A 13091-nucleotide genomic window follows, 5' to 3' on the forward strand; every position below is an offset into this window, starting at 1 on the left:
GTAGTTAGCGATTTCTTTTTCCGGTATTCTCTGTCCCACGGATTTCCTCATGATAGAAATAATCTACGATCACCGGATGTCCCTGCGGGACTCTGCCATAAGGCATTTCATTATCCACAAAGGCACAATCATACTTCTTAGCCATTTTCTCTGCTTTTACTTCAAGTGCTTCAAAGTAGCTGCGGTTATGCTTGTTATAGATCTCGTCGTAAAGTGGTACAAGATCAGGATATTTTCCGGCGATATAATCCATAATTGTCTTTTTGAAACCGCCTCGAAGATTGAGATTTTCGAGCCAGAACAGATCGCACTGATCCTTTACCCGCTCAAAGATCGCTTCAAAATCCGTGATGCCGGGGAATACCGGGGATACGAAACAGACTGTACGGATACCTGCTTCATATACCTGCTTCATAGCAGTGATACGGCGCTCAATGCTCGAAGCAGAGTCCATATCGTTCTTGAAATTTTCATCCAGTGTGTTGATCGACCATGAAACGGTTACACGTCCAAGCTTCTTCAGCAGATCAATATCCCGTACCACAAGATCCGACTTTGTGCAGATCAGAATATCTGCGTCACTGCCAATCAGCTGCTCCAGAAGTTTTCTGGTATTCCCGAATTGCTCCTCCTGTGGATTGTAGCCATCTGTCACAGAACCGATGACCACCCGCTGTCCGGCATATTTCTTCGGATTTTTAATTTCCGGCCAATGCTTCACATCAAGGAAAGTGCCCCATTCCTCCTTGTGCCCGGTAAAGCGCTTCATAAATGAAGCATAGCAATACTTGCAGGCATGTGTACAGCCCACATAGGGATTGACCGAGTAACCGCCTACCGGCAGACTAGACTTAGTCATGATGTTCTTTGTTTCCACCTCACGAATGAGGATTCCATTTATTACTTCTTCCATGATTTCTGTACCTCTAACACTTTATTAAATTCTTCCGGCATTTCCTGAATCATATTTTCATCCCCTATGATAGGGACAAGGTCTTCCTTCATAAACACCGGAATGCCGAGCTTATGTGCCTGATTCGCCAGAGACCATGCCCATTCCGGCTCCGTATGAATCTTCCTGTTCTGAGCTCCGGTCATGGTGCCGACAACGATCCAATTGATTCCGGAAAGGTCAACTGTGCCGGGATCGTCGAATAACGGCTCAAAGGTAACATGGTAATGTTTTGCTCTGACGTTTTTCCGAAGGGCGTCGATACGCCACAGTTCTGCTTTCCTCGTCACCGTAACGCCAAACCATGCGTTTTCCAGATTGGTATCAAAATCCAGCAAATCAGGTTGCTTGGTAAGGAACAGGAACTGATGCTGTGGATTTTCACGGATCTTTGCAAATACCTCGTCTCTCCATTCCGGCTTCCATCCGGAGAGATCGCTCATCCCGGTAAGAAGAAAGTTCTGCGGACGTTTCTTTTCCATCATCTTGAGCTTACCCGGAAAGAATTCAGGGTCAGCGAAGTCATCAATCATATGCCAGCGTTTCACGTTGTTGCGGGCATAACAATATGCACACCCCACTGTGCAGCCAATGACGATATTCATGTTCTGAATCTGATCTTTGATACAAATACTCATGACTTCTGCCACTCCTCAAGATTCTTTCTGATGCGGTCGAGGCATTCCTCAAACCGGATAATTTCTTCCTCTGAAAAACCTTTGTAGTAAATACTGCCCATCTCATCAGATACAGAATCATACTCGCCCTTTAAGGCATGTGCTTTCTCAGTAAGAAACAGGAGTGTTTTCCTTTTGTCCGTTTCAGACTGAACACGGCTTATCAGCCCTTGATTTTCCATTCTTTCCAGCATCGTAGTAAGAGATGTTATCGCTAATCCGCATTTAGTCGAGAGTGACCTGATTGAGATACCATCCTCCTGCCACAGCACATAAAGAATACGCCCCTGGGCTCCATTAAACGCATCAATATTCTTTTCACTGAGAATCTTCTCGAAAATCCGGTCTCCAAGCTGTTTTATTTTGGTGACAAGAAATCCTCCATTCATTTCCATACAAAAGCTCCTATATAGTAGTTTATTAAAAACATACTATATAGGAGCTTTATTGTCAAGAGTTTATATGTCTTAATAGGTAAATTCCGTTTTTTTCAATTCTCCAAACTGGAATCTGTCTGCGCTCTCCTTATACGTTCTCAATAGTCAAATCAATTTGCATTTTTTTTGCTTTTTCCAAGGCGTTGAAAAATATCGTAATGAAGTCTTCTCCATCGCTTGTCACAAAGTAATTAGATAGGTTGGTAATATCATTGCTGATATTTTTGCCCCAAGGCGGTTGATTAGACAAATCGTCAATATCCCAAACCACCTTATCCGGACTAAACGCTTGGAGCTCTAACTGAATCTTTTTCAGTTCCTCTATGGCTGTTTCGACGTTATCTTTATCCAATGTTCCTTGATATAGCTCATTCATAATCGTTGGGAATCTGCTACCCCATTTCCCGTTTTCTAAATTATAAGAAACTGTTGAGAAAAAGGAGTGTAGAAAATCTCCATGTCCTATTTGATAGTAAAAGAACGCAACTTTGAATCCGACAGCCATGTGTCTAATTTCCTTCCTGTAAATTCCGATTGACAAAATCATTAATGTCATATTCTACCATAATTACATATACAATTCTATTTTATTCCGTTAAAATTCATTAAAAAAACCTAATTCATTTATTTCAAGAATGCAGATTGAGTTTTGATCCTATAGGCACTCATCCCATAACCGTGGGTTCCATAACGTAAATTGCAGATTTTGTGGTGCAATTCATAGCGTAAATTGGGCATGTATAAGCGTCCTCTCACAAGTCATTCACAGCGTAAATGAAAGAAAAACGGTACAGACAAATATGATTTCCTTTGTGAGCCATGGAGACAAGACTCTTCAGAGGCTTGTCGGAATGCCCGGCGAGCAGGAACATCATATTTCGTCTGTACCGTTTTCCTTTTCATAAACCTATAAGATCATGACTTGTGAGAGGACGCTTATATCTGCCCCCTCGCAGCCTATAAAAGCACCACAAAATCTGCTGCTCTATGGTAAGTTAAACTCCGGTTATAACACTGATTGAATGTGAAGGTCAGGCTGAGTCGAAAGATCAATGCAGCTTCCATCCATCAGCTGGATGATTGGTTTTGACAAACGGTTTTTGTTTAACATGACGATATTTGCAACACGTCCATCATTGAGAAGTACACGGTTATTCTGATAGGTACTTGCGACATGGGACAGGAAGGTCAAAATAAATTTAGGATTATATTTGGAAAGACCATCATGTTCAAAATTGTTAATTACCTGGAAGACACAGAGCGGTGCGCGGTATGAGCGCGCAGCGGTCATGGCATCGTATACGTCTGCGATGGAAACAATTGCCGCATATTCATCAATATCGGATTGAGACAAACCGGTTGGATAACCACTGCCGTCACTTCTCTCGTGATGGCAGAGAACTGCTTTTTTCACGTGAGAGTCTAATGGGAGTGATTTTAATATGTCATAACCAAATTTTGGATGCTGTTTTACAAGGGCAAATTCCTCATCGGTATATTTTCCAGGCTTATTGAGAACTTCGGCAGGAATTTTTAATTTTCCAATATCATGTAAGGCGCCTGCTAAGGTCAGTGTGTCTAATTCTTCGGGTGAAAACTTTAACCAGCGTCCAAGTCTGCGGCTGATCAGAGAGACATTCAGTGAATGTGCATAGACCGAATCCTCTACGGAGCGCATATTGTGAAGCATATCAAAAAGTTCTAAGGATGTTTTGCAGGAATAATATAATTCCTTCGTATCAGACAGAAGCTGTTCATAATTTAAAGACTTATGATAGATGACACAATCTTCCAGAACCGTGCGGTAAGTGGCGATTACTCTGGAATAGGAAATCTGAAAATTCTGGAATTCTTTAGAGCAGACAACCTTCTGCGAATAAGAAGGTGCCTGGGCTTCCGGTTTTACAACATGGGAAGGAACTTCGACTTGTTCCTCTTTTTTTGTGGCAGGAATTGGATCTTCTGTGACCGATACCTGCGGGATCGCATAAAATTTAATGCGGGAAATGAGACGATCCGTGAGAGAAACTCCATTTTCAACGATCAACTGACCGCCTTTGGTACGGACTTCTCCAGCAGTTACCATCCCTGGTACTAATTCATCCGTTGGATAATATTTTGTCATTTGCATACCCCAATCTATACATTTTATTATAAAATAGTATAAGATTGCACAAAATGAAAGTCAATAGATACTGCTGGCAGAAATTCCCATAAAATATAGTTTTTTAGAAAGAACAAATAGTAGTATACATTCCACATGGTTTGTATATCATTTTGAAAAAACTCTTGACAGAGAGGCGGTTAGATAGTATTGTATAGCACGTGAGATTTGAAACAGTTTATGTTTCAGTCTGTGTAAACAGATTTGAAAATTCAATATTGTATAAGATGTAATTAGAAAGAGATTTTTAATTACGGAAAATTTTCTTATTCAGAGTGATGGAGATACATAGGATCTATGAAGTCACGGCAACCCCTCTACGGAAGGTGCCTACCTGAGCGAGCAAATATTTGGATGATTTATCCAAGACTATATTTTATAGTTCGAACAATAAGAGGATTTGATAATCTGATGATTTATTAACTCCGCTTGTTTGTGACAGCGGAGTTTTTTAGTTACCAAATGAACAGCCAGAAGAAAGGAAAGAACAAATGGAAAAATTATTATTTACATCCGAGTCCGTTACAGAAGGACATCCGGACAAAATGTGTGATGCCATCTCTGATGCCATCCTTGATGCATGTATGGAACAGGATCCAATGAGCCGTGTAGCATGTGAGACAGCAAGCTGTACAGGATTTGTGCTTGTAACAGGTGAGATTACAACAAAAGCACAGTTAGATATTCCTTCCATCGTTCGTAAAACAGTCAACGAGATCGGATACAACGACGCAAAAACAGGTTTTGACGGACATACATGTGCAGTGATGGTAGCGCTTGACCAGCAGTCTCCGGATATCGCTATGGGTGTTGACAAAGCATTGGAAGCAAAAGAAAACAAAATGTCTGACGAGCAGTTAGAGGCAATTGGTGCCGGTGATCAGGGTATGATGTTTGGTTATGCAACAAATGAGACACCGGAGTTAATGCCATATCCGATCTCCCTTGCACACAAACTTGCTTTACAGCTTACAAAAGTGCGCAAAGACGGCACATTAAAATATTTAAGACCAGACGGAAAAACACAGGTTTCTGTAGAGTATGATGAGAATGGCAAGCCAAAGAGATTAGAGGCAGTTGTATTATCCACTCAGCATGACGAGGATGTAACACAGGAACAGATCCATGAGGATATCAAAAAATATGTATTTGATCCAATCCTTCCAATAGAATTAGTAGATGCAGAGACAAAATTCTTCATCAACCCAACCGGCCGTTTCGTGATCGGTGGACCACACGGTGATGCAGGTCTTACCGGACGTAAAATTATCGTAGATACCTACGGTGGATATGCCCGTCACGGCGGCGGAGCTTTCTCAGGAAAAGACTGTACAAAGGTTGACCGTTCCGCAGCTTACGCAGCACGTTACGTTGCAAAGAACATTGTAGCAGCAGGTCTTGCAGAAAAATGTGAGATTCAGTTGTCTTACGCAATCGGTGTTGCACAGCCAACCTCTATCATGGTAGATACTTTTGGAACAGGAAAACTTTCTGATGAAAAACTGGTTGAGATCGTTCGTGAGAACTTTGATCTCCGCCCGGCAGGAATCATCAAAATGCTTGACTTAAGAAGACCAATTTACCGTGGAACAGCAGCTTACGGACATTTCGGACGTACAGACTTAAATCTTCCGTGGGAAGCAACAGATAAGGCGGAAACATTAAAGAAATATTTATAATCAGCGTTGAGCAGATTAATTTATGAAAAGTTTAGAATCTTTTTCGGAAAATGTCATAGGATTTCGGATGGTTCATGCTATAATAGGTCATAGGGTTTATCCTTGTGACCTATTTTTATTCACAATAATAGAATGTTCACGAAGTGTGCATTCTATTGTTTCTATGGATACAAAAGTGGGTGAACAAGGGTAGAAACATAAACATTCATAGAAGGAAAGCGTATGAAGTTTAAGAATAAGATTATTATTTCATTCTGCATCATTATATTTGTACCGATTTTCCTTGCAACACTGGTTTTGTTCAGTATGCAGCACATTCAGATGCGGGCGATCGAGCAGACCTATGGTGTCGAAGGGGACGGATACAGTTATTTTTCCAATTCTGTCCAGCTTCTGAGCCGGTTTACAAGAGAAATCTATCGGGAAGTATACAAGGTGGCAGACAACCAGCCGGAGAAACTGGAGGATGGAGCATACCTTGAGAAGATCAACCAGCAGTTGGAAGAAAAAGCGTCCTATCTCATCGTTCGGAAAGGACAGGAGCTGGTATATATAGGAAAAAGCGCAGGGACATCGCTTTTGACGGAGCTTCCGGAGTATGGAAGTGCCGATGGCAATGCGGATTCCGGGACATACATGGATGGTGAGGAGCAGGCACTGGTAAAACAGATTGATTTTGTTTATCCGGATGGTGCAAAGGGCAGCATTTTTATCGTGACCAGATTAGAGGAGATGGTTCCTGAATTAAAAAGTCTTCTGATCGATATTATGGTTTCCATTGTGCTGATCCTTGTTCTGACAGCATGTATGCTGACGGTATGGATTTATACCAGCCTGATCAATCCAATCAAAAAATTGCAGGCTGCCGCACAGAATATTAAGGAGGGTAATCTTGATTTTACGATCGAGGCAGAGAGCAGGGATGAGATCGGGGAACTCTGCACAAGTTTTGAAGAGATGCGGCAGAGGCTGAAAGACAATGCCGAAGAGAAAATCAACAGCGAGAAAGAAAATAAAATGTTGATCAGCAACATTGCACACGATCTGAAAACGCCGATCACTGCGGTAAAAGGATATGCGGAAGGATTGATGGACGGTGTTGCGGATACCCCGGAAAAACGGGATAAGTATATCCGGACGATTTATAATAAAGCAAATGAGATGGATACGCTTATCAATGAGCTGACGCTCTATGCGAAGATCGATACGAACCGTATACCGTACAATTTTGCCAAAATAAATGTTGGTGAATACTTCAATGACTGCATTGAGGAGATCGGACTGGATCTTGAGTCAAAAAATATCGGACTGGCATACTTTAATTATACGGATGGATCGACACAGATCATTGCGGATCCGGAACAGCTTCGCAGAGTGATTCACAATATTATTGGAAATTCCATTAAATATCTGGACAAGCAGAGAGGGCTTATCAACATCCGTATCAAGGATGTTGGCGATTTTATCCAGGTGGAGATCGAGGATAATGGCAGGGGTATTGCAGCAGCGGATCTGCCATACATTTTTGATCGTTTCTACCGGGCGGATGCTTCGAGAAATTCTGCAACCGGAGGCAGCGGAATAGGATTGTCAATTGTGAAAAAAATTATCGAAGACCACGGAGGTAAAATATGGGCGACCAGCAAGGAGTCCATCGGAACCGTTATGTATTTTGTGATCAGAAAATATCAGGAGGTGCCAAATGAGCAGAGTATTAATAGTTGAAGATGAAGAAGCGATCGCAGATCTTGAAAAAGATTATCTGGAATTGAGCGGATTTACCGTAGAGATCGAGAATAACGGAACAGCAGGATTGAAAAGAGCATTGTCCGAGGAATTTGACATGTTCATTTTAGATCTTATGCTTCCGGGAACGGATGGATTTGAAATCTGCAAAAAGATCCGTGAGGAAAAAATACACCAATTCTTATGGTTTCAGCCAAAAAAGATGATATTGACAAGATCAGAGGTCTTGGACTTGGTGCGGACGATTACATCACAAAACCATTTTCTCCAAGTGAGCTGGTAGCGCGGGTGAAAGCACATCTCGCCCGATATGAGCGACTGATCGGAAGCAGTGAGGCAAAAAATGATATCATTGAGATCCGTGGTATCCGCATTGACAAGACAGCACGCCGTGTCTGGGTGAACGACGAGGAAAAACAGTTTACAACAAAAGAATTTGATCTTCTTACCTTTTTGGCAGAAAATCCAAACCATGTGTTTACAAAGGAAGAATTGTTCCGGGAAATCTGGGATATGGAATCCGTCGGAGATATTGCAACAGTTACCGTGCATATCAAGAAGATCCGCGAAAAGATCGAGATGAACACCAACAAACCGCAGTATATAGAAACAATCGTGGGGGGTTGGGTACAGATTTAAATTATAAAACAAGAAGCAATGTGTTTTGTGACACATTGCTTCTTGTTTTATAAAGGCTTTCTCGCCTTGATTTTCGTAAATTCTATAATTTCTTTTTTGTCTTCATCAGATATTTTATCAAAATAGAAAAGTAATTCCCGTTCCAAATTTGTATTAAACATATATTTTTTCTTATTAGAAGGATCATTAAAAAATTCAAGAAATTCTGATAAATCGGTGCTTGCCTGTGTTGGCGCAGGCGCATCGTAAGATTCCTCCCTGTCAATATCGATTGTCAGATGCAGCAGATCATCAACGGAAATATTATAAAGCCCTGCTAATTTGTAAAAGGCTTCCGCATCCGGTGTGCGTTTCCCGGTTTCATAATGGCTGTATGTCTGCCGTACAACACCCAATACCTCCGCAACATAATCCTGTGTGTAGTTATTGACTTTGCGCAATTCTTTTAACTTCTGTGGAAGTAGTTTGTTTTTCATATAAATACCACCTTTGCTATTAGTATATTTTTATTTGTGCCTTAGATGTAGCAAGGTGTAGCATATCAGACAACAAAAGTTAAAATGTTAACGTTGATTGACATTGCAATTGTAACAAAATGTTGCGGAAAAAATAAAGTTACTATTAATTGTGCACAAAATAACAACATTTATTCACTGGAAAAATAGATTGTTGATTGTAAAAATGTAACAAAGTGTAGCAAAATATAAAAACAGATGTTAACAAATTGTAGCGAAAAGACGATATAAATGATACAAAACGTAGCAAATGGAATTGCGATGAAAAACAAGGAGGCTAAATCCTCTCCTCACCATTAGGTTCGGATTTTTCCTTCGGAAAAACATGGAGGATTTATGTTAAAGATTTCACTGAAACAAGGTCAGTATGTAAATATCGGAGATAACATCCGCGTAGTTTATGTGGGTGGAACAGGAAATCATGGAAGGCTTATGATCGATGCGCCAAAAGAGGTCAAAATCGCAAGGAGCACCGTGGAACAAAATCCGGAGCGCAGAAAAGATACTTATTATCCGGAACCTGCGATCTCAAAAGAAGCGCAGGACGAGATCAAGAAGATTTTATGGAATGAACGCATGAAAGCGGAAACAAAAAAGATGCAGAAAGAATGAGCCATTAAGCTCATTAAAAACATCGCACAATCATCTGGTAATAGACAAGGCACAACCCGGGATGCTTTGTTTGTTATAAATAATGCCGGAAAAGGAAGTCCGGTCAAAAACATAATAACTCATCATAAGGATGAGACAAGGAGGATTATATTATGGTAGTACAACACAATTTACAGGCAATGAACGCGAACAGAATGTTAAATGTAACAACAGGACAGCAGGCAAAGTCCACAGAGAAGTTATCTTCCGGTTACAGAATCAACCGTGCAGCAGATGATGCGGCAGGATTAACAATTTCTGAAAAAATGAGAAAACAGATCAAAGGTCTGGATCAGGCTTCCACAAACGCACAGGATGGTGTATCAGCAGTTCAGACAGCAGAAGGTGCGTTAACAGAAGTTCACTCTATGTTACAGAGAATGAACGAGTTAGCAGTTCAGTCTGCAAATGGAACCAATGCACAGTCTGACAGAGATGCGATTCAGGCAGAAATTACACAGTTGACAACTGAAATTGACCGTGTATCTGAAACGACAAAATTTAATGAGATTTATTTGCTCAAAGGTGATAGTAAAACTACAAAAGATGTTACATTCTATAAATCAGGATATGTAACAAATGATGATATGGACTTATTCCTTGAAGGATCCACGACTGCCATAGACAAAAAGGATATTGCAGATGCAGTTGCTTCTGGAAAAAAACTTTATACAGAAGCAGCAAAAGCGGCAGGTCAAAAACAAGCGGATGATAAGTTGGCCAAAAAAGGTACTGATTACGCTTATCTTACTAAGATTTACGATAATACCGGTAAGGAATTGTCAGCAGAAGAAGCTAAAAAAGCCACTGGTGATTTATTTGCCAATAAAGAGCATACCGTAAAGGTTAAAACCAAGACTGATTATCTTACAACAAATACTGTAAATGGTGAATTATCATTTAATCTTCATGTTGGTGCAGATTCAGAAGCGGATAATAAAATCGGTGTCAGCATTGAGACTATGAGTTCATTGGGAATTGGTGTTAAAGATTTGAAAGTGAGTACAGAAGACGATGCTACAGTAGCAATTGATACAATTGCAGCAGCAATCCAGAAAGTTTCTTCTCAGCGTTCCGCTCTCGGTGCAGTTCAGAACAGACTCGAGCATACCATCGACAACTTAGACAACGTTGTAGAGAACACAACAGCAGCAGAATCCCGTATCCGTGATACAGATATGGCTGAAGAGATGGTTAACTACAGCAAGAACAACATTCTTGCTCAGGCTGGACAGTCTATGCTTGCACAGGCTAATCAGTCTACTCAGGGAGTGCTTTCTCTGTTACAGTAATTTGTGTAAAATTGTACAAAAAAGAAGCTCGCAGTTTTGCGGGCTTCTTTTACTAAGCTATTGCTGTAGCTTTTTTAATTCATCGATTGACAGACCGGTAGCACGAGAAATATTCTCTAAAGACAGTAGGTTAAGTTCCAATAGATGACGTGCAGTATTTCGAATGCCACTTTTTTCGCCAGCTTCATACTCCGCTTTCCGAAGTTTCTTTTCTTCCTCTTCCTTGTTATATTCGAATATACTCATTCTGATAATCTCCCACATGGTTTTTAAATTAAAATCTGCAAGAAGAATCTTTTTTTATATCCACTAAGCTACTGTTGGAGCTCCTTCAATTCATCGATTGACAGACCGGTAGCACGAGAAATATTCTCTAAAGACAGCAGATTAAGTTCCAATAGATGACGCGCAGTGTTAAGGACGCCCTTTTGAATTCCACTTTTTTCACCAGCTTCAACGCCAGCTTCATACTCCGCTTTCCGAAGTTTCTTTTCTTCTTCTTCCTTGTCATACTCAAATATACTCATACTGATAACCTCCGCGCGGTTCTTTCGAAGAAAATCCGCAAGAATATTTTCTTTGATACATTCATCAACAGCACGTTCCACCGCCTCGTTCAGAGACAGGTCGGCTGTGTATTTTCGCACTTTTGCAACATATTGCGCATATTCCCTTAGCGTTTTGCAATGCTCCATAAGAAGGGCATTGTGACCTTCATTGATATTTAAGACAGTTACGATCAGCTCCAGTTTTGGCTCACCCGACAGATGTTCAAAAGCAGAGGAAAGTCTGTGTTCAAAAACATCGCAAACCGGATCAGAACCATTATAAAACTCAATGAAATTAGGGGCAGGTATCTTTTGCAGGCTGGACGAGTATAAAGATTTTTGATCCAGCATTTTTTGATATTCACTGCTAATGTAAAATAAATCACGAAGAGGCATATTTGGGTTATAAGTTGACTGATGTTCATACAGATACAAATTGGTATCGATAATAAATGCCAGATCGTTTTTTATTCCCATATAGATAGCGTTTTCCAAAGTAACAATCTCTAAATCATCAGGATTCGTATAATCTCTGCTGTTTACTGCATTGTAAAGCGAGAGCAGATTCTTTTTGTCTGAAAATAACATCCGGAAAACAGTATCTTTGTAGTTGCGATTTGCAGAAACTGCTCCTGCGGTAGTTGATTTGTAACGATCTTGTGGCCGCATTGCCATAGGCTTTCCTCCTTATCACGGTGGACGGCAGATGCACATAAATGCATCGTGCCTCCGGCAGGAGAATAGAGCATTGTAAAAATAGTTTTCATCCGTTTCCTGCTTTTAAATTGGTTAATGGGTAATAAAAGCATAGATACGAAATGAATGACACCGATTGTTTTTGATAATCGAGTGCTTCCTAGAATACAGATGGCTCATCAGCCACAAAGATTTTGTAAAATATGCTTTGGGATATTGTATCATACCAACATCAGAAAATGCAATGGAGAAAATAGTAAAATTTTAAATATTATGAGTACTAAAAAAATGAATAAAAGCATTCATTCAAATCTCCGCAACAGTAGCCCAAACAAAAGAATCATGCTACAATGAACAAAGGAAGATAAAAACAGCAGAAATGCCATAGAATAACGAAGGAGATCATCAGACATGAACATAAATATTTTATATGAGGATGAGGAGGTTATTGTCTGCGAAAAACCGGCGGGGGTTGCGGCGCAGACAAGACGGTTAGGACAGGCGGACATGGAAAGCCTTCTGAAAAATTACCGGGCAGGAAAGGGAGAACAGCCGTATATCGGGGTGGTACACAGGCTGGATCAGCCGGTGCGCGGAGTGATGGTTTTTGCCAAAACAAAAGAAGCTGCGGCGGATTTAAGCCGTCAGGTGCAGACAAAAATGGCAGATAAATTTTATTATGCGGTGACAGACGGTGTGCCGGAACAGAAAAAAGGTACATTGGAAGATTACCTGCTCCGGGATGGAAAAACAAACACTTCAAAAGTGGTATCTAAAAGTACGGAGGGCGCAAAGTCAGCAAGGCTGGACTATGAAGTGACCGCACAGAATAAAACGAACGCCGTTCTCCGGATCCGGTTAGACACCGGAAGGCATCATCAGATCCGGGTACAGTTAGCAAATGCAGGAATCCCGATCGTAGGGGATACGAAGTATAATTTTAAAGAGACAATGACACGGAGTGGAAACGGTCTTTTACTCTGCTCTTATAAAATCGGATTTAAACATCCAAAGACACATAAAAAAATGGAGTTCGAAATCAGGAATCCATTTCTCATCTGAGACAGAAACGCAGGAGTTACAAATAACTTCTGC

13 protein-coding genes, 1 pseudogene and 1 riboswitch are annotated in these 13091 nt (G+C 40.7%); of the genes and pseudogenes, 6 read left to right on the forward strand and 8 right to left on the reverse strand.

The genetic code is table 11. The features are described from left to right. Window positions 1–4: 4 nt before the first annotated feature. The 5 genes from ROSEINA2194_RS06435 to ROSEINA2194_RS06455 form a co-directional block, all read right to left on the reverse strand. Complete coding sequence (locus ROSEINA2194_RS06435; RefSeq protein ID WP_007884690.1) at window positions 5–913, reverse strand: radical SAM mobile pair protein B; 909 nt, start codon at window positions 911–913, stop codon at window positions 5–7. Then, window positions 901–1590 (reverse strand): radical SAM mobile pair protein A, encoded by a 690-nt coding sequence (locus tag ROSEINA2194_RS06440; protein ID WP_007884692.1) that lies wholly within the window; start codon window positions 1588–1590, stop codon window positions 901–903. Before ROSEINA2194_RS06440 ends, ROSEINA2194_RS06435 begins: the two co-directional genes overlap by 13 nt. Further along, window positions 1587–2024, reverse strand: a complete 438-nt coding sequence (locus tag ROSEINA2194_RS06445) for a radical SAM mobile pair system MarR family transcriptional regulator (protein WP_007884694.1) — start codon at window positions 2022–2024, stop codon at window positions 1587–1589. Before ROSEINA2194_RS06445 ends, ROSEINA2194_RS06440 begins: the two co-directional genes overlap by 4 nt. 130 nt (window positions 2025–2154) lie before the next feature. Further along, a complete protein-coding gene (locus ROSEINA2194_RS06450) occupies window positions 2155–2571 on the reverse strand; it encodes an immunity 70 family protein (RefSeq protein ID WP_044927383.1) in 417 nt (138 codons plus the stop codon). Between the two features lie 501 nt (window positions 2572–3072). After that, window positions 3073–4191, reverse strand: coding sequence for an HD-GYP domain-containing protein (locus ROSEINA2194_RS06455; protein ID WP_044927384.1), 1119 nt, complete (start codon window positions 4189–4191; stop codon window positions 3073–3075). Between the two features lie 302 nt (window positions 4192–4493). Then, window positions 4494–4591, forward strand: a riboswitch (SAM riboswitch). Window positions 4592–4721: 130 nt separating this feature from the next. On the opposite strand from ROSEINA2194_RS06455, the gene metK reads away from it, so the two are divergent. From metK to ROSEINA2194_RS20270, 3 genes and pseudogenes are all read left to right on the forward strand, one after another. Continuing rightward, window positions 4722–5909: a methionine adenosyltransferase gene (metK, locus tag ROSEINA2194_RS06460; protein ID WP_007884701.1), complete on the forward strand. Its 1188-nt coding sequence runs from the start codon at window positions 4722–4724 to the stop codon at window positions 5907–5909. 222 nt (window positions 5910–6131) lie between these two features. Further along, the gene (locus tag ROSEINA2194_RS06465) at window positions 6132–7634 is read left to right on the forward strand and encodes a sensor histidine kinase (RefSeq protein WP_007884702.1); all 1503 of its coding nucleotides are present in this window, start codon (window positions 6132–6134) and stop codon (window positions 7632–7634) included. After that, window positions 7612–8301, forward strand: a pseudogene (locus tag ROSEINA2194_RS20270) (response regulator transcription factor). The gene ROSEINA2194_RS06465 and the pseudogene ROSEINA2194_RS20270 overlap by 23 nt, the downstream one beginning before the upstream one ends. A 40-nt stretch (window positions 8302–8341) precedes the next feature. On the opposite strand, the gene ROSEINA2194_RS06480 reads toward ROSEINA2194_RS20270, so the two are convergent. Then, window positions 8342–8770 (reverse strand): helix-turn-helix transcriptional regulator, encoded by a 429-nt coding sequence (locus tag ROSEINA2194_RS06480; protein WP_007884709.1) that lies wholly within the window; start codon window positions 8768–8770, stop codon window positions 8342–8344. 375 nt (window positions 8771–9145) lie between these two features. Between ROSEINA2194_RS06480 and ROSEINA2194_RS06485 the strand changes: the two genes are divergently transcribed. Then, on the forward strand, window positions 9146–9421 hold the full coding sequence (locus ROSEINA2194_RS06485; RefSeq protein WP_007884711.1) for a carbon storage regulator: 276 nt from the start codon (window positions 9146–9148) through the stop codon (window positions 9419–9421). Between the two features lie 152 nt (window positions 9422–9573). Beyond that, on the forward strand, window positions 9574–10752 hold the full coding sequence (locus ROSEINA2194_RS06490; protein ID WP_007884712.1) for a flagellin N-terminal helical domain-containing protein: 1179 nt from the start codon (window positions 9574–9576) through the stop codon (window positions 10750–10752). A 57-nt stretch (window positions 10753–10809) separates the two neighbouring features. Here the strand turns inward: ROSEINA2194_RS06490 and ROSEINA2194_RS06495 are convergent, their stop codons facing one another. Both ROSEINA2194_RS06495 and ROSEINA2194_RS06500 read right to left on the reverse strand, forming a co-directional pair. After that, entirely contained in the window at window positions 10810–10998 is a 189-nt protein-coding gene (locus tag ROSEINA2194_RS06495) for a hypothetical protein (protein WP_044927385.1), read from the reverse strand. A gap of 68 nt (window positions 10999–11066) precedes the next feature. Next, window positions 11067–11975 carry a hypothetical protein gene (locus ROSEINA2194_RS06500; protein WP_007884714.1) on the reverse strand — a complete coding sequence of 303 codons (909 nt, stop codon included), beginning with the start codon at window positions 11973–11975 and terminating at the stop codon, window positions 11067–11069. A gap of 432 nt (window positions 11976–12407) precedes the next feature. On the opposite strand from ROSEINA2194_RS06500, the gene ROSEINA2194_RS06505 reads away from it, so the two are divergent. Then, the gene (locus ROSEINA2194_RS06505; RefSeq protein ID WP_007884716.1) at window positions 12408–13058 is read left to right on the forward strand and encodes an RluA family pseudouridine synthase; all 651 of its coding nucleotides are present in this window, start codon (window positions 12408–12410) and stop codon (window positions 13056–13058) included. Window positions 13059–13091: the final 33 nt, after the last annotated feature.

Source organism: Roseburia inulinivorans DSM 16841 (assembly GCF_000174195.1).
Lineage (GTDB): Bacteria > Bacillota > Clostridia > Lachnospirales > Lachnospiraceae > Roseburia > Roseburia inulinivorans.